Annotated in this window: 8 protein-coding genes and 2 pseudogenes; 5 read left to right on the top strand and 5 right to left on the bottom strand. The window is 73.3% G+C overall.

Going from position 1 to position 17,193, the window contains the following annotated elements:
* Positions 1 to 140: 140 nt before the first annotated feature.
* A complete protein-coding gene (locus ABIE67_RS03480) occupies positions 141 to 2,291 on the top strand; it encodes an FUSC family protein (protein WP_370252945.1) in 2,151 nt (716 codons plus the stop codon).
* Between the two features lie 11 nt (positions 2,292 to 2,302).
* Here ABIE67_RS03480 and ABIE67_RS03475 read toward each other — a convergent pair whose 3' ends face one another.
* The 3 genes from ABIE67_RS03475 to ABIE67_RS03465 all read right to left on the bottom strand — a co-directional run bounded on the left by ABIE67_RS03475 (position 2,303) and on the right by ABIE67_RS03465 (position 10,786).
* On the bottom strand, positions 2,303 to 2,761 hold the full coding sequence (locus ABIE67_RS03475) for a nuclear transport factor 2 family protein (RefSeq protein ID WP_370252943.1): 459 nt from the start codon (positions 2,759 to 2,761) through the stop codon (positions 2,303 to 2,305).
* A gap of 98 nt (positions 2,762 to 2,859) precedes the next feature.
* Positions 2,860 to 3,321, bottom strand: coding sequence for a nuclear transport factor 2 family protein (locus ABIE67_RS03470; RefSeq protein ID WP_370252941.1), 462 nt, complete (start codon positions 3,319 to 3,321; stop codon positions 2,860 to 2,862).
* Between the two features lie 58 nt (positions 3,322 to 3,379).
* Positions 3,380 to 10,786, bottom strand: a complete 7,407-nt coding sequence (locus ABIE67_RS03465; RefSeq protein ID WP_370252938.1) for an SDR family NAD(P)-dependent oxidoreductase — start codon at positions 10,784 to 10,786, stop codon at positions 3,380 to 3,382.
* A gap of 134 nt (positions 10,787 to 10,920) precedes the next feature.
* Here ABIE67_RS03465 and ABIE67_RS03460 point away from each other — a divergent pair, with 134 nt between their 5' ends.
* The 4 genes from ABIE67_RS03460 to ABIE67_RS03445 are packed head-to-tail and all read left to right on the top strand — an operon-like array spanning position 10,921 to position 15,522.
* The gene (locus tag ABIE67_RS03460; protein WP_370252936.1) at positions 10,921 to 11,973 is read left to right on the top strand and encodes a 3-oxoacyl-ACP synthase III family protein; all 1,053 of its coding nucleotides are present in this window, start codon (positions 10,921 to 10,923) and stop codon (positions 11,971 to 11,973) included.
* Positions 11,970 to 12,914, top strand: coding sequence for an alpha/beta fold hydrolase (locus tag ABIE67_RS03455; protein WP_370252934.1), 945 nt, complete (start codon positions 11,970 to 11,972; stop codon positions 12,912 to 12,914). The genes ABIE67_RS03460 and ABIE67_RS03455 overlap by 4 nt, the downstream gene beginning before the upstream one ends.
* A complete protein-coding gene (locus tag ABIE67_RS03450) occupies positions 12,911 to 14,512 on the top strand; it encodes an AMP-binding protein (RefSeq protein ID WP_370252932.1) in 1,602 nt (533 codons plus the stop codon). Before ABIE67_RS03455 ends, ABIE67_RS03450 begins: the two co-directional genes overlap by 4 nt.
* A complete protein-coding gene (locus ABIE67_RS03445; protein ID WP_370252930.1) occupies positions 14,509 to 15,522 on the top strand; it encodes an NAD-dependent epimerase/dehydratase family protein in 1,014 nt (337 codons plus the stop codon). Before ABIE67_RS03450 ends, ABIE67_RS03445 begins: the two co-directional genes overlap by 4 nt.
* Here ABIE67_RS03445 and ABIE67_RS03440 read toward each other — a convergent pair.
* Together ABIE67_RS03440 and ABIE67_RS03435 are read right to left on the bottom strand one after the other, a co-directional pair.
* Positions 15,482 to 16,327, bottom strand: a pseudogene (locus tag ABIE67_RS03440) (ThuA domain-containing protein); the annotation flags it as partial. The gene ABIE67_RS03445 and the pseudogene ABIE67_RS03440 overlap by 41 nt on opposite strands.
* Positions 16,324 to 17,187 (bottom strand): annotated as a pseudogene (locus tag ABIE67_RS03435) (coagulation factor 5/8 type domain-containing protein); the annotation flags it as partial. The pseudogenes ABIE67_RS03435 and ABIE67_RS03440, both read right to left, overlap by 4 nt.
* Between the last annotated feature and the right edge of the window lie 6 nt (positions 17,188 to 17,193).

The raw sequence follows: 17,193 nt of genomic DNA, 5'->3' as shown, positions 1-17,193 counted from the left end.
GACCTGTCTGTCCGACGCCGGCCTGCTCCGGCGGACGGCTGCTCCCGTGGCCCGGTCCGCCGGAGCTGCCGAACGCACCACTGCGGAAAATGGAAGTACGGCGGAGGATGCCCCGGGGTGGGGCCGCGGGAAGGAGCGCCATGCCGGAGCGGCCGTCGTCACCCGACCGTGTCCAGGCCGCGCGTCGCGCGGCGCGGATCACCCTCGCGGCCGCCGCCGGCTTCTATCCGGCCGTGTACGCACTGGACGAGCCCGTCGTCGCGTTGTACGCCTTCTTCACCCCGATCTCGCTGGGCATCCTGTCCCCCCTGCCGGGCTCGGGCCGGGACCGCGCACGCGTCGTCCTGCGTGTCCTGCCGGTAGCCATGGCCCTGACCGCGCTCGGCACCGCCCTCGCCGTGGCCACCGCACCGGCGGTCGCGGGGATGGTCCTCGTGGGCTTCGTGATGTCCTTCGGCGCGGCCTGTGGCCCGGCCCCGGCCGGTGTCGCCCCCGGTCTGCAGCTGTTCTGCATCCTGGCCTGTTTCCCGCCGTACGTCCCCGACACCCTCCCGGAGCGCCTTGCCGGCCTGCTCCTGGGGGGCGTGCTCATGGTGCTCTGCGAGTTGCTGGTGCTGCCCGCGCCTGCGGAGGTCCCCTACCGCGAGCGCCTCGCCTCAGCCCTGGACGTGGCGGCGCGCGCGGCCAGAGCCGCGGTGGGCGGCCGCGCGCCCGACCCCGATCGCGTCCGGGAGCTGCGCGCGGCCGGCCAAGCCCTGCGCCTGTCACGGCTGCCGCCCGCCGTACGACCGACCGGAGCGGGCCGCACCGACCGCGCCCTCGCCCACACCGGCGGCGCGACCCGGCGCCTCCTCGACCAACTGGCCCGCGCCGCCGAGCATGCCCTGCCGTCGCCCGCACGGGACCACGTATCGGCACCGCTGCAGGCGGCGATCGCCGCGGAGTGCGCCGCCATGGCGGAGAACCTGCGCGGCCGGCGTCCCATAGCGGGCCCCGAGGCACTGCAGGAGAAGGTCGAGCGGTTCCTCATCGCTCGCACCCGCGCGGCACAGGCGCCTGAACCTCCGTCGCCCCACCTCCTGCGGCGGCAGTCCGCCGTCCTCGCCGAGGCGGCCTCGGCCGTGACCGCGCGGGCCGCCCTGTCCATCGCGCTCGGCGGAAGACGGGTCATACGCGGCTTCCCCAGCGATCAGCTCTGGTACGCGGAGCCCGCCGCCATCCATCTGTGGGGACGGCGGCTCACCGGGAACCTGACACTGCGCTCGGTCGCCTTCCACAACGCGGTGCGCACAGCGCTCGGGCTGGGCGTGGCACGCCTCGTCGTCGGTTCACTGGACCTCGCGCACGGCTTCTGGGTACTGCTCGCCGTGCTGACCCTCGGCCGCACCACGGCGGGAGCCACCTGGTCCGCCGTGCGCCTGGCGGTGGTCGGCACGTTCGCGGGAGCGCTGTCGGCAGGAGCGCTGATCCTGTGGGCGGGAGAGACGACCGACGTGTACGCGGCGCTGCTGGTCCCCGTCATGCTGCTGGCCTTCACCGTGGGACCGGTCGCCGGCATCGCGTGGGCGCAGGGACTGTTCACGCTCGTCGTCTCCACCGCCTTCGCCCAGCTCGCCCCGGTCACCTGGCGCATCGGGGAGGTCCGGGTGGTGGACGTCCTCACGGGATCCTGCATCGGCCTGCTCTGCGGGGTCCTGGCCTGGCCCGCCGGAGTGGCCACCGAGGTCCGGCGGAGCATGGCCGGACTGCTCCAGGAAGCCGCACCCCTCATCCCGGCCGCGGTGGCGGCCGCATTGCCCGCCCCCACGGCGCCCGCGGCGCCGCTCCCGGAACCACCCGAGGACAGCGAGCGGACCCGGGGGCGGACCCGGCACCGGCTGCGGCTCGCCGAGGCGGCGTACGCCCAGTACCGCAGCGAACCCGGCACACATCACGAGGCGGCACCCGACTGGCCGGCCGCCCTCAACTTCGCGGTGCACACCCTGGTCGGCGCCAACTGGCTGCCCCGCATCGCGGCACGCCACCTCGACGGCGAGGTACCCGCCGCCGCGGCGACCTGGGCACGTGAGGCGGCCGAGTCGACGGCCACCGCCGCCGTCGACACGGCCGACTTCGCGCCGGGCGGCGTTCGGGTGCCACCGGTGCCCGTCCCGTACGCGATCGCCTCCCCGCCGACCGGCCAGGCCTTGCCGGCGGTACTGCCGCTGCTACCGGTCCTGACGGACGTCGAGAACTGGCTCGTCACCCTGCGGGCGGACCTGCGAGCCATCGGTGACGGCATGCCGCCCTGAGTCGTGCGCGCTCACGGGGCGCAGGCCTGGGCGATCGACAGGCTGTTCTCGTAGAGGTGATGGCGGGTGATCCGGCCGTCCTCGACGGTGAGGTGCAGCGCGAAGGGCCCCTCGAAGGTCTTTCCCGTGGCGCGTACGGTCCCGGACAGGTGCCCCATCAGGACGGCGTCGGTGCCGTCGACGAAGAAGGTGTCGACGGAGGCCCGCGCGTCCTCGGGCACGGTGTGTTCCATCAACTCCGCGAACTGGGCGGCGCATTCGGCGGCGGTGGACCGCGGGCGGATCCAGGGGACGGCGGGGTTCTCGGCGAGCAGCCAGTCGACCTCGTCGGCGAAGAGCGCGACGAGCCGCGCCCTGTCCCCGGCCAGCCGGGCGGCGACGAACTCCTGCACGACGGCCCGTGTGGCCTCGGCGACGGAACTCACCGTGCCCGCTGGACTGGCCGTAACCGGAACGAACTTGACGGACATCGCACTCTCCTCGCGCTGCGGTCGGATTCCGGCGGGGGGTTCCCGTTCGTGTGCTTGATCCTGCCGGGGGAGGGGAGAGACGTCGATTACCTCTGGGGTCATGGACCGTCCGGCAGCCGCGGGGGAGTGCCCAGGGTCCACACCACCCTCAGCGATGAGGCGGAGATCCGCCAGCCGTCAGCCGTCCTGACCAGTTCGGTGTCCGCATGCCCGGCGGAGATGAAGACGCTGCCTGTGCCGTCCGCCAGGACGTGCGTACTCAGCTGGGCCCCACGGGCGGTGGCCCGGGCACCCTCGATCTCGATGACGGCGTTGGTGCCCAGATGCACGGTCCGGTCGAACAGCGCCATTCCCCGCCGGACACGGGACAGCAGGGCGTCGCGGCCATGGACGGTGCCGATGGGCATCTCCGCGGTGACGTCTTCCGTGTGGAACGCGCGAGCCCATTCCTCGTCGAAAACCCCGTCGTCCAGGGAACGCAGGTATCGGTCCATCAGGTCGGTGATCTCGGCGCGGTCGGTCAGGGCCTGCACCTGTCGGTGCGTGTCTTCGGTGTCCATGGCGAAAGACTCCTTCCTCAAGCGAACTTGAGGTCAAGCGTGCTCGCCCGCACCGTTCCTATCCGAGGTCCAGTCTGCTGTGCACCGACTGCGCGAAATGGCTCAGCGTGCGGTCGCTGGTCATCAGTTCGGCGGCTGTGAGGCGGACGTCGAAGTGTTCGCCGGCGCGCAGCAGGAATTCGGTGCTCAGCAGGGAGTCGAGCCCGAAGTCGGTGACGGGCCGTGCGGGGTCCAGCTCCTCGGGGTCGCTGTGCAGAACGGCGGCGAGCAGCCGGGTCAGGGTCTGGGTGATCGCCGCCCGGGCGTCGTCGGGTGTCATGGCGGCCAGTTCGCGCAACAGGTCCGCCCGACCCTCCGGGCCCGGGGCGGCGTCGGCCGGTACGAGGCCGCTGAAGCGGGCCGTGCCCAGGGCGGGCAGCAGGCGCCGGGCGAGGGCCCAGCGATAGCGGCCGATGCCCGCGACGTCGGTGGCCGGCTGGAGCAGGCCCTCGGCGGTGCTGAGGGCCTCGGCGACGGTGAGGGGTTGGAAGCCCCGCTCGGCCATGGCGTCGCCGATGGCCTGGCGGGCCACGTATCCGGTCTCGCCGATCGGCCCCCAGGCGAGGGTGGTGGCCGGGCGCCCTTGAGCGCGCCGGGCGCGGGCCTGGGCCTCCAGGTAGGCGTTGCCGGCCGAGTAAGGGGCCTGTCCGATGTTGCCGACGGCGGCGGCGATCGAGGAGTAGGTGAGGAACAGGTCGAGGTCGTGGTCCGCGGTGAGGCGTTCCAGTTCGGCGGCGCCCTGTGCTTTGGGGGCCAGGACGGCGGTGAACCGGTCGTCGGAGAGAGCGGACAGAGGCGCGTCGTCGAGGTGCATCGCGGCGTGCACGACGCCCCGCAGCCGGTGCCCCCCGGTGTCGACCGTCTCGATGACCCGCCGCAGAGCCGCCTCGTCGGTGACGTCGGCCGCGTAGGCGGTGGCATGGACGCCGCGCCGGGCCAGGTCGGCCAGAAGCGCCGGCGCCTCGGGGGCGGCCTCGCCACGGCGGGAGACCAGCGCGAGATGCCGGGCACCGTGGTCGGCCAGCCACCGTGCGGTCGCGGCGCCGAAACCGCTCAGCCCGCCCGTCACCAGGTAGGTACCGCCGGCGTCCAGCGCGGGTACTTGCGGGGCGGGTCGGACGGGGACGGATTCGTCGAGCGGGTCCGCCGCGCCCTGGTCGAAGGAGACCACCACCTTGCCGATGTGCCGGGAGTGCTGGAGGACCTGGAAAGCCTCCTCCACCCGGGCCGCCGGGTAGACCGTGAGCGGCAACGGCCGGTACGCGCCGCTCTCGATGAGGGACACGACATCGGCGACGAGGCGGGAGCCGCGGTCGCGGTCCATGAGCACGTGGTCGAGATTGAAGCCGATGAACGTCAGGCTGCGGTCGAACGGGCGCAGCGGCAGCGTGTTGCCGAGGAGGATGTCACGCTTGCCGAGTTCGATGAACCGGCCGTTGGGGCGCAGCAGGTCCAGTCCGTGGGTGATCGCCTCACCGCTGAGGGAGTTGAGTACGACGTCGACGCCCCGGCCCTCGGTGAGTTCGCGAACCCGGGGGACGAAGTCAAGGCTGCGTGAGTCGAGCACCTGCCATGCCCCGAGGCTGCGCAGCAGGTTCCGCTTGGTCTCGGTTCCGGCGGTCGCGATGACGCGGGCACCCCGGGCGTGGGCGCACTGCAGGGCGGCCAGGCCCACCGCACCGGCGCCGCCGTGCACGAGCACCGTCTCACCGGGAGCCAGGTGTGCCTGGTCGACCATGGCACTGTGGACCGTCAGGAAGGCGACAGGGAAGGTCGCCGCCTCGGCACAGCTCATGCCCTCCGGAATCCTGATCAGGCTGTAGTCGACGGTGACGCCATGGGAGGCGAGCGCCGCGGGGATGACACCGCAGACCCGGTCACCAACCGCGAATTCGCTCACTCCGGGCCCGACGGCGCAGACGATGCCGGCGCCGTCGGTGCCGAGTCCGCCGCTGGGGGCGCCGTCCTCCACGGCTTCGGGGGGCAACAGGCCGTTCGCGCGCATCGGGTCGCGGTAGTTCAGCGCCACGGCACGCATGTCCACGACGACTTCACCGGGGCCGGGCCGCGGGACGGTGGTCTCCCGCCAGAGCAGGCGCCGGGCCGGGCCCGGATCGCGGACATCGAGAATGAAGGGCACGCCCATGGGGACGGCGGGTGGCTCGTCCGCCGGATGCTCGATGTGCACGGGCGTGAAGCGGCCCGCCGGCGTGAGCACGACCTCGTCGTCGACCGCGCCCTCGTGCTCGTCCGTGCGGCTGCCCGCGCCGAGCAGTTCGGCGGCCAGGCGGAGGGCGTCACCGGCCGGGTCCCCCGTGCGGTCCAGGGAGATGCGGTGCAGTCCCAGATCGGGCTGTTCGTTGGCCAGGGTACGGGCGGCACCCCAGACGGCCGCGTCCCCGGGGTGCGCGGGGCGTTCCGGAGCGGGGAACAGACCGGTGGGGCGGGTGACCAGCCACACCCGTGCCGCGCGGTCGGCGGGCAGGTTCCGGCAGGCTGCGGCCAGGGCGCGGAGAACGGCCGCGCGATGGCCCGTCTGGGCGACGAGCCGCCGGGGTTCGGGCTCGGCCAGCAGCAGGACGATACGCGGCGCGGCCTCGGTGGGCAGTGCCGCCGTCCATACGCCGGTGTCGGTGGGGGCGGACAGGACCGTGGCGGGGCCCAGCAGCGCCGCGACTTCCCGGGCGGCCGGGCTCTCGGCGTCGGTCTCCGTGGCGACGAGCCAGGCCGCGCCCGGCGGGGACCCGGGGAGGGCGGGCGTATCCGCCGGGAGACGCGGCGTGGCGGCCACCAGAACCGAGTGGTCCGACGGCCCCGTCCGCCAGGGGCTGGTGAAACCGCAGCGCTCCAGCAGCGGCGTCCACGCGTCGCGGGGGAGCAGCCGGGTGGTGGGGCGCAGGGTCCGGTCACCGCGCTGCCACAAGGACTCCAGGCCGCCCGACAGCAGGGCCTCGAGCCGGTCGTGGTGCCGCTCGGTCGCCAGCAGGTGTCCGCCCGGGGCGAGGAGGGACCGGACGTGTCCCAGCGCGGCGGTCAGGTCGGCGGTGGCGTGCAGGGCGTCCCCGGCCAGGACCAGATCGAAGCCGCCCGGCGGGAAGCCCTGGACGGCAGGGTCGGCGTCCAGGTCGAGCGTGCCGTACTCGATGAAGCGGCAGGCGGCGAACCGGTGCCGGGAGCGGGCGAAGTTGGAGTGGGCAGGGGCCGTACACATGTAGTGGGTGCGATCGGCCGGCAGCATCGGCAGCGCGGCGGCGGTCAGGGCCGTGGTGGTCGCGCCCACTTCCAGCACCCGCAGCGGACGGTCGGCGGGCCAGCCGCGGACGATCCGGTCGAGCAGCGCCTGCACCACCCGGTGGGTGAAGCGGTGCGCGGGCGCGGTCTCCTGATGCTGTTCGAGGAAGCTCTCCCCGACGGGCAGCAGGTCACGTGGGTCGAGGGAGCCGCGCAACACTTCGGGCAGATGCCGCAGCTGACTGTTGATCAGCAACGCGACCGGCCCGAAACGGGGGTGATCCGCCAGCAGGCTCCGCAGAGACCCCTCCGGGCACGCCGTGACGTCGGTCAGCCGCCAACCCTCCCCGTCCGCCTCGGCCAGCCCCTGCTCGACCAGCAGGGGCAGCATCAGACGCACCAGCCTGCGGTGCCGGGGCGCAAGGCCCTGGCCGACGAGATCGGGCATGGAGAAGGGCTCGTCCGGTCGGGACAGCAGACCGCGCAGGGCCGCCGCCCAGCAGTGCGCGCCGGCCTGTTCCGCGGCGTCCGTGAACCGTTCGTGGCCACTGGCGTCCAGTGCGGTACGGGCGGCGGCGATACGCGCGCGGGCGCCGTGCGCCACCTCGGCCGGAGCGGGCAGCGGGGACGGCAGGGCGGGCACCGACGGGAGCGGGGACGCGCGCAGGACGGTGCGCTGGACGGTCAGCGGGGCGTGGTCGGCGAGCCGGGCACGCCGGGTCCGGCACTTCTCGATCTCGGCGGTGACGGTGCCGTCGAGGTCGGCGTAGGTGATGTCCCAGCAGATCTCGTTGGCGCTGCGGCCGCGCCGCCGCAGATGGACGACGCCCTCCTGCGCGGGGGTGCGCCACACCCGTACCGCCCCGAAGGCCGACGGCAGATAGCCGGCGTCCTCCCGGGCCGGCCGGTCGGCCAGCGCGACCGTGGCCTGCAACGGTCCGTCCAGCAGCACGGGGTGGACCGTGTAGGCGTCGGCCGGATGGTCGAGCCGGTACCACGCCAGCAGCTCGCCGTCGCCGACGTCCAGGCTGCTCAGGAGCTGGAACGCGGGACCGCACTCCAGCCCGACGCGGTGGCAGTGCGCGTAGTAGGCCGCGCCGGTGAGGGTGCGGGAGCAGCGGGCCTTGACCGCGGCGACGTCCAGCGGACCGGGGGCGCTGCCCAGCCGGGTGCGTACCTGGGCGCGGACGACCGGCTGCACGTCGGCGCCGCGCGTGTCCCGGGTGCTGATGGCCAGCGCGCCGTCGGACGGGGTGACGGCGGTCTGCAGCGCGGCACCCGCCGGGTCGGGCCACTCGATGACGAACGGGCGGGAGATGTGCAGGTGCCGCACCTCCACCGGCTGGTCCAGCGCCCGCAGCCCGGCCGTGACAGCCATCTCCACATACGCGGCCGCCGGCATCAGCACGGCCCCGCCGATCCGGTGGTCGCCCAGCCAGGGCACGAGCTGCGGCTCCACGGTGCCGTGCCACAGGGGGTGGGGCGCGGGCAGCCGCTCGCCGAGCAGGGGGTGGTCCAGTGCGCCGGAGCCGCTGGTGTGCATGACGAGATCCCGCGGGGTGCCGTGCCAGTGCCGGTCGCGCTGCCAGGGGTAGGCGGGCAGGCCGACGACGCGCCCGGGGTGCGGGAAGTGCGTCTGCCAGTCCACCTCGGCACCGGCCGCGACCAGGGCGGCGACCGCGGCCGCCGCCTCGCGCGACCCGTCCCCGTCCCGGTGCAGAGTCGGCACGTACGTCAGTCCCGTGCGCCGCAGGTAGGGGCGCAGCACCGGATGCGGGCCGATCTCCACGACGATGCCGATTCCGTCGGCCGCGAGGCGGTCCATGGCCTGGCCGAAGCGGACCGGTTCGCGCACGTTGCGCCACCAGTACGCCGCGTCCGGCTCCCGTCCGGTCAGCGGGTTCGCCGTCACGGTGGAGACGAACGGCACCCGTGCCGCCGCGGGGGCCAGACCGGCGAGGGCGGCACGCAGTGGTTCCTCGATGGGATCCATGGCACGGCTGTGGAAGGCGTAGTGCAGATCCAGCTCGCGGAAGAAGACGCCGCGGCCCGACAGTTCGGCACCGAGAGCGGCCAGGGCGTCGGGGTCGCCGGCCACCGTCACGTCCCGGTCGCTGTTGATCCCGGCGATCTCCAACGCCCCGCCGAAGCGCGCCAGTTCCTCGCGGGCGGCGTCCTCGCCCAGACCGACGGCGGCCATCCGGCCCCGGCCCGCCGTGGCGGCCTGGGTGCGGCTCCGCTGGGCGAGTACCAGCGCGGCCTGTTCCAGGGTCAGCGCCCCGGCCGTGTACGCGGCGGCCACTTCGCCGACGCTGTGCCCCGCGACCGCGCCCGGGCGCACTCCCTGCGACTCCAGCAGCGCGGTGAGCCCCACCTGCACGGCGAACAGCACCGGCTGGGCGATCTCCGTACGAGCCCAGCGCGGCGCGGCGGGACGCTCCAACTCCTTGGCCACGGACCAGCCCAGATGCGGAGCCAACGCGGCGTCGGCCTCCTCCACGGCGTTACGGAAGACCGCCTCACCCGCCATCAGGTCGGCGGCCATCCCGGGCCACTGGGAAGCGTTGCCGGAGTACACGAACGCGACGGCGGCCCGCTCGGCCTTGCGGATCACGGCCCCGTGCGACGGCGACTCGGCGAACAGGCCGTCCAACCGGTCGGCCGCCTCCCGCGCGTCGGCGGCCAGCACGGCGGCACGGTGCGGGTGGGCACTGCGCCGCAGCGTGCTGGTGCGGGCCAGATCATAGAACTCCTCCGGCGCCGCCTCCCGCAGCCGCTCCGCCATCCGCACGCTCAACTCCCGCAGCGCCTTGGCCGACCGCGCGGAAACCACCACCGGTACGGCCCTGTCCGCCCCGTCCGATCCGGGCGGTGCCGGCCGGGGCACCGCCCGGATCGGAGGCGGCGGTACGACGACGGCGTGGGCGTTGGCGCCGCCGAAGCCGAAGGAGTTCACCCCCACCGCTGCCCCCTCCGAGCGAGGCAACTCCACCGACCTCACGGTGGGCGCCAGGCCGAGGGCGTCGAAGTCGATGGCCGGGTTGAGCGGCAGGGCGTGCAGGGAGGCGGGCGCGATCCGGTGCCGGAGCACGAGGATCGCCTTGAGCAGGCCGGCCATGCCCGCCGCGGGCTCCAGGTGGCCCAGGTTGGACTTCACCGACCCGACGGGCAGCGGGCCCGCGCCGCGCCGCATGCCGAGGGCCTCTCCGATGGCCCGCGCCTCGGCGGGGTCGCCGACCGGCGTGCCGGTGCCGTGCGCCTCGAAGTAGACCAGGTCGTCCGGCCCGACCCCGGCCTCCCGGCACACCGCGCGCAGCAGCGCCTCCTGGGCCTCCCAACTGGGCAGCGTCATACCGGTGGTCCGGCCGTCGGAGTTGCTGCCCGTGCCGGCCAGGACGGCATGGATCCGGTCGCCGTCGGCCACCGCGTCCGCCAGCCGCTTCAGCACCAGCACCGCGCCGCCCTCGGCCCGTACGAATCCGTCGGCGTCGGCGGAGAACGCCGCGCACCGACCACGCCGGGACAGCATCCCCGCGTAGCAGAAACCGGCGTACGAGTACGGGCTCATCAGTACGTTGATCCCGCCCGCCAGGGCCACGCGGCTCGTGCCCTCCCGCAGGGTGCGGCAGGCCCGGTCCAGTGCCACCAGCGACGAGGAGCACGCCGTGTCGACCGCCATGCTGGGGCCGCGCAGGTCGAACGCGTAGGACAGACGGTTCGCCGTGATGGACAAGGTGGCGCCGGGCATGGTGTGCGGGCTGGTGTGGTTGTCCTGCATGGTCAGGAAGGTGCCGTAGGCGGGATCGGAGACTCCCACGTACACGCAGGTGTCGGACCCGGCGAGGGCCTCGGCCGGGATGGCGGCGTCGTCCAGCGCCTCGGCCGTCATCTCCAGCAGCAGCCGCTGCTGCGGATCCAGGTGGGCCGCTTCCTTCGGCGAGATCCCGAAGTACGCGGCGTCGAACGACGCGATGTCGTCGAGAAAGCCCCCGGCGGAGGTGTAGCTGCGGCCCGGCCGCACCGCTGCCGGATCGACGAACCGATCTTTCGGAAACCGGTCCGGAGGCATTTCCCCCACGAGGTCGCGCTCGTCTCGCAGCGCTGCCCACAGCCCGTCCACATCGGTGATGCCGCCGGGCAGCCGGCAACCGACGCCCACCACCGCCACCGACCGGTCGTCACGTTCCACAGCCATGCCCCGCCCCTTGTTGCCCCGCTTGTCCGGTCCGAGCAGGGGTGAGCCTCCCCCCGTGACCAGGCGGCCAAGGCCCGTTTCACCCGTGGGTGTGATCCGGATCGGCCAAGCGAGTGATCTTCACGTCACGACGCGTGACCGGCCGTTACGGTGGCGCGGTGCTCGAAGCCCCGCGTGCCCGCTTGACAGCAATCGCCGTCCATCTGCCGTCCCGTTACCGGACCATGGAGGAGATCCGGGCCGGGATCGCCGCCGCCGGAAGTCCCTACGTACCGCGGCCCGGCCTGATCGAGGACATCACCGGCGTGCGCGGCGTCCACGCGTGCGAGGAGGGTGTGTGCGCCTCGGACCTCGCCGCCGCGGCTGCCCGCAAGGCGCTCGCGGACGCCGGCCTGACCATCGGCGAGGTCGATCTGCTGCTGTTCGCCGCCACCAGCAAGGACATGATCGAACCGTCGACCTCGCACCTCGTGGCCGCGAAACTCGGCGCCACCTGCCCGGTGTTCGACGTGACGAACGCCTGCAACAGCGTGCTCAACGCCATGGAGGTGGCGAGCGCGTTCATCGCCACCCGCCGCTATCGCAGGGTGCTCATCGCCTGCGGCGAGGTGGGATCCACGGTCACGCGCTGGCACGTCCCCGACCATGAGGCCCTGTTGCGGGCCATGCCCGGCTACACCGTCTCCGACGCCGGTGCCGCCCTGCTGCTCACCGCGGGGCCCGCCGGGGACGGCGACCCCGGAGTGCTCGCCCTCCGGTTCACCGCGGACTCCACCGCCTGGAACGCCTGCACCGTGAGCGGTGGCGGCACCATGCATCCGCGGGCGTTCGACGACGAGCACATGACCATCCGGTTGAACGGCGACCTGCTGCGCACGACCGCCGGCGAGGGTCTGCCGTTCCTCCAGCGGGCGGCCGAGCGGGAGTTGGAGACGGTCCGCTCCAGCGCCTTCATCGCCGTGCACCAGATCGGCATGCCACAGTTCCAGGAGATGGTCGACAAGCTCCCCCTGCCCGCCGACCGGTGCATGCCCACCGTGGCCGAGCACGGCAACTGCGCCGCGGCGTCCTTGCCCCTGCAACTGGTCAAGGCGCTGGAGACCGACCGCATCGAGCCCGGGGACACCGTCGCGATGCTCGGCCTGGCCAGCGGCATGAGCTTCGGTCTGGCGCTGATCCGCTGGTGACCGCCGACAGCCGGCGCCCGGCCGACGCCACGCACTCGCCCCTCCTCCAGCAGCTGCTGCCCGGCTACCCCGCTCGCGACCACTGGCGCCTCGTACCCACGACCGGCCAGCACTACGTGGACCTCGGTGCCGGTGAACCGCTGCTGTTCCTGCACGGCAATCCCACGTGGAGCTACGCCTGGCGCAAACTGCTTCCCGCGCTGGCCCCGCACGCGCGCTGCCTGGCCCCCGACCTACCGGGCCTCGGCCTGTCCCACCCCCTCGCCCTGCCGCCGGACCCCGCCGCCCGCTATCAGGCCCAGCTGGACCATCTGGACGCCCTCTACCAGCACTTGGTGCAGCAGGAGGGCATCCCGGCGCGGGGCTGGACGTTCGTCGTGCACGACTGGGGCGGCCCGATCGGCTTCGCCTGGATGCTGCGCAACCCGGGCATCGTCTCCCGTCTGGTGGTCCTCAACACCATCGCCTTTCCCTGGCCGGACGGCTACCGGCTGCCGTTCTACCTGCGCTGGATCAGGGACCACCGGCCCGTCGCCGCCGCCGTCCACACCACCAACGCCTTCGCCCGGGCCACGGTCCGCGTCGGCGTCACCCACCCGCTCAGCCCCGCCGAACGGCGCGCCTATCTCCTCCCTCACCGGCGTCGGAACAACCGCCGCGCGATCACGGAGTTCGTCCGAGCCATCCCCCGGGGCGCCACGGACGAGGCGTGGCGGCTGCTCGAACCGTCGGCCGAATCCGACGACTTGCGACAGATCCCCATGTTCATCGGCTGGGGCATGCGCGACCCGGTCTTCACCCCGCCGGTCCTCACCGAGTGGACCCGCCGCCATCCCCACGCCGACGTCCGCCGCTACCCGAACGCCGGCCACCTCGTCATGGAGGACGCCGGGGACGAACTCGGCGACCACATCCGGGACTTTCTGCGAGGACAGCGATGACCACCGCACAGGACAGCATCTTCGCCCGCCTGACCCGGCTGAACGAACACCCCGGGGCGACCGCCCTCGTCCGCTGTGCCGGCGCCCGAGCATCACAGGCCATCACCGCGGCGCAACTCCTGGACGGCTGCCGCCGCACCGCCGACCAGCTCCGGTCGGCCGGAGTGCGGCGCGGCGACAAGGCCGTGGTCATGACCCGCGACGCCTACGAACTCTTCGTCGCCGTCCAGGGGTCGGCCCTCCTCGGTGCCGTCCCCGCCCTGATCGAGCCCCGCGCCGACGTGCGGCGCTGCCTGGACCACATCGGCCCCGGCGTCTTCATCGGGGAACGCCTGGCCCACGTCGGGCGCAGAGCGCTGGGCTGGGGCCGCGGCCACGTCCGCACGGCCCTGGTCACCGGCGGCCGGCTCCCGGGCCAGGACCGGCTGTTGGGCGAGAGCCTGCCGCTGACGGTCGCCGACGGGAGCGGCCCGCCTCCCCTCGCCCCGGTCCCGCAGGACGAGGACCTGGCGATGATCGCCTTCACCTCCGGCTCGACCGGCCGGCCCAAGGGCGTGGAGTACCGCCACGCCACCATCGCCGGGCAACTCACCGCCCTCGCCGCCGTCCTGCGGCCCGAACCCGACGACGTCCTTCTCTCCTGCTTCCTGCCGATCGCCCTGTTCGGCCCGCTTCTCGGCATGACCACCGTCGCCCCGCAGATCAACCACCTGGCCCCGGCCCGCACGCCCGCCGGCCACGTCGTCGGCCCGCTCCTGCGGCACAGGGCGACCGCCGTCGCGGCCTCACCCGCCCTCCTCCGTCTGCTCGCCGGTCACTGCGCCCGCAACGGCCTGACCCTGCCCTCTGTGCGCCGCGTGCTGTCCTTCGGCGCGTCGCTGAGCCCCCGTCTCGCCGAGGCCCTGGCCAAGGTGCTGCCCGCCGACGCGGAGATCCTCAGCGTCTACGGCGCCACCGAGTGCCTGCCCGTCGCCGCCATCGACGCCGGCGAGCTGCGAGAGCTGCGCACTCAGCCGCCCCCGGGGCATGACGGCACCTGCCTGGGCCGCCCCCTGCCCGGTATCGAGGCGCGCATCCTGGACGCGGACGCCACCGCACTGGGGGAGATCGCCGTCGCAGGGCCCGTGGTCAGCCCCGCCTACCACGCGCGACCGGACGCCACGGCAGCTGCCAAAACGGTCGCGGACGGCAGACTGTGGCACCGCACCGGCGACCTGGGACGCCTCGACGACGAAGGCCGCCTGTGGTACCTCGGCCGCACAGCGCACCGCGTGACCGGGGAGGGCTTCACCCTCACCACCGAGGACGTCGAGACCGCCGCCGACACCGCTCCCGGCGTCCGCCGCACCGCCCTGCTCGGCATCGGCCCGGCAGGACAACAGCGGGCGGTCCTCGGTGTCGAGCCCGAGCCCGGCACCGACAGAGACGCGATCCTGGACGCGTTGCGCGCCGCCCTCGGCGACCACCCGCACGGCCGCCGCATCGACACCGTGCTGTTCCACCCTCGCTTCCCCACCGACATCCGCCACAACTCCAAGATCGACCGCACCCGGCTCGCCGCCTCCGCCGCCAAGCAGCTGCAGAGGCCCCCGCGATGAGAGTTCTGGTCACCGGCGGGAGCGGCTTCCTCGGGCTGGAGATCTGCCGCCGACTCGTCGCCCGAGGCACGACGGTCGCGTCCTTCAGCCGCCGCCCCAGCCCCGCCCTGGAGAGCCTCGGCGTCCGGCAGCACCAGGGCGACCTCGCCGATCCGGCCGCCGTCTCCCGCGCACTGGCCGGGTGCGACGCCGTCATCCACAACGCCGCCCTGGCCGGCGTCAGCGGCCCCCTCCCGCCGTACTGGAACACCAACGTGCGGGGCACCCGCAACGTCATCGACCAGTGCCGCGCCCACGGGGTCGGCACCCTTGTCCATACGTCCACCGCCAGCGTCGTCTTCCAGCCCGGCGGACTGCGCAACGCCGACGAAGGCTGCCCCTACCCCGACCGGCACCTGGCCGCCTACCCCCGTACCAAGGCCCGGGCCGAAGCCCTCGTCCTGGCCGCCGACAGCCCCGGCCTGGCCACCGTCTCCCTGCGCCCGCACATCATCTGGGGCCCCGGCGATCCGCACTTCGCGCCGGCCCTGGCACGCGCCGTGCGGGCGGGCCGACTGGTGATGCCCGGCGACGGCAGCAACCTCGTCGACACCACCCACCTGCACACCGCCGCCCACGCGCACCTGCTCGCCCTGGACCGGCTCCAGCAGGGCTGCCCCATCGGGGGCCGCGCCTACTTCATCACCCAGGACGACCCCCGCCCCCTGCGCGACCTCACCGCCCACTTCCTGCGCGCGGCGGGCCTGCGGGCCCACTGGTGCAGCGTGCCGGCCCCGCTGGTCCGGGCCGCCGCAGCCACCAGCGAGAGCGTCCTGCGCCTGACCGGGCGCGCCCGCACGCACGCGCTCAGCCGCTTCCTGGTCGCCGAGCTGGTGCACCCTCACTGGTTCAGCATCGAAGCCGCACGTCGCGACCTGCGGTTCGAACCCCCGATCACCTTCGACGCGGGGATCGCGGCGCTCACGGACTTCCGGGCGGCCGACCGCTGCCCGCGCCGCCGAGCCACCTGAGCCCGTCGACGAGGAAGCGGTTCTGGGTGGGACTCGCGAACGTGGACGACAGCCGGGCGTTGGTGGCGTAGTCCATGGCGTTGTGCCCGAAGTTCGCGTACAGCATCCGGTACCGGGAGTTGGTCCACAGGATCGGGTAATAGCCGCTGTACCAGGACTGGTTCGGGTCGGTACCCAGAGGGAAGCTCGTCGGGTCGACGGAGGCCAGGATCCTGATGTCCGGGTTGGTGCGCAGGTCGTTGGACCAGCTGTACCACTCGCTGACCGACGAGGTGAACGTCGCGGGCAGCCCGGACGTGGCCGGGTGGGCCCGGTTCTCGGTGCGCAGCACCGCGGTCGTCGGCCCCCAGGTGTTGGAGCGGAAGTCACCGCTGCCGAGGAAGCCGTTGTGGTACCAGGGCCACGATCCGGCGTCGGTGGTGAACGCCGAGACGTGGAACCCCATCCAGCCGCCGCCGGCCCGCATGTACCGCTCGAAACCGGCCCGCTGCGCCGCGGTGTGCGGCGCGTCGTCGAGGAAGACGACGACCTGGTAGTCGTTCACCCGTCCGTTCGCGAGCAGATCCCAGTTCGTCGTCGCCGTGTAGGTGAAATCGTGCTGGGCGGCCGTGCGCGGGAACCACTCGTTGGCTTCCTTGACGAAGTCGATGTGCGCGGCGTCCCAGGTGCCGCTGTAGAAGGCGATGACCTTGAAGGCGGGCGCCTGGGGCGCGGCGGACGCGCCGAGCCCGGCGGGCGCCGGGGCCGCCGTCAGCCCCAGCACCAGCGCCAGCCCCGTCAGCAGACGTGCCACGAGCCGCCTCACGGGTAGCTCACCAGGTTGGCCACGTTGGTGGACGAGTTGGAGGGGCCGCCGCGGTCGTTGATGACGTGCCGGATGGTTCCGGTTCCGCCGAGGGAGACGGTCACCATGTTCTGGAAGCGGACGCCCGGGTTGTTCGGGACCTCGAAGGCGTGCTCCGCGGTGACGGACGGGTTGGCGTTGAAGAAGCAGTAACTGCCCAGCCCGTACGCCTGGTGGCTGGTGACGGAGTTCGCGACCTTGTAGGCGGCGTAGCCCTGGGTGGAGCCGTTCATCCAGGCGGCCTGGTTCGGCGGGTCGTAGGGCATTTCGTTCTGGTAGAAGTACGTCCGCCCGCCGTTGCCGTTCCAGATGGTCTGGTGCTTCTGGTAGTGCTCGACGAACAGGCCGTACATGGTCACGTTGTCGCCGTTGACGACCAGTCCGGTCTCGGCCGTGTTGGTGTTCCAGCCGATGCCGCTGCCGTGGTCGCCGCGCCAGATCCACATGTGGTCGCCGATGACATGGTCGCTGTTGACGACGAGGCTCGTGGTCGCCTTGCCGACGGCGGCTCCGCCGACGCGGAAGTACACGTCGTGCAGGGAGGTGGGGTTCGACGCGTGGGAGGCGGTGGAGTCGGCCGGTCCGATCTCCACGAGGGTCCGGGAGTTGGTGGTGCCGGCGTCGAAGAGCACGCCCGCGATCTTCACCCCGTCGACGTCGGCGACCGTCATGGCGGTGACGCCGTTGTCCGGGATGAACGTCGCGAGGCCCAGTCCGAGGATCACGGTGTCGGGGCGGGTCACCCGCAGGGTCTGGTCGAGGTGGTAGACGCCGGGTGTGACCAGGAGGTTCTTGCCGTCGGCGAGGGCGGCGTTGAGCTGCCTTCG

The organism is Streptomyces sp. V4I8 (genome assembly GCF_041261225.1).
Taxonomy (GTDB): Bacteria; Actinomycetota; Actinomycetes; order Streptomycetales; family Streptomycetaceae; genus Streptomyces.
This window is presented reverse-complemented; position numbering and strand designations above follow the sequence as displayed.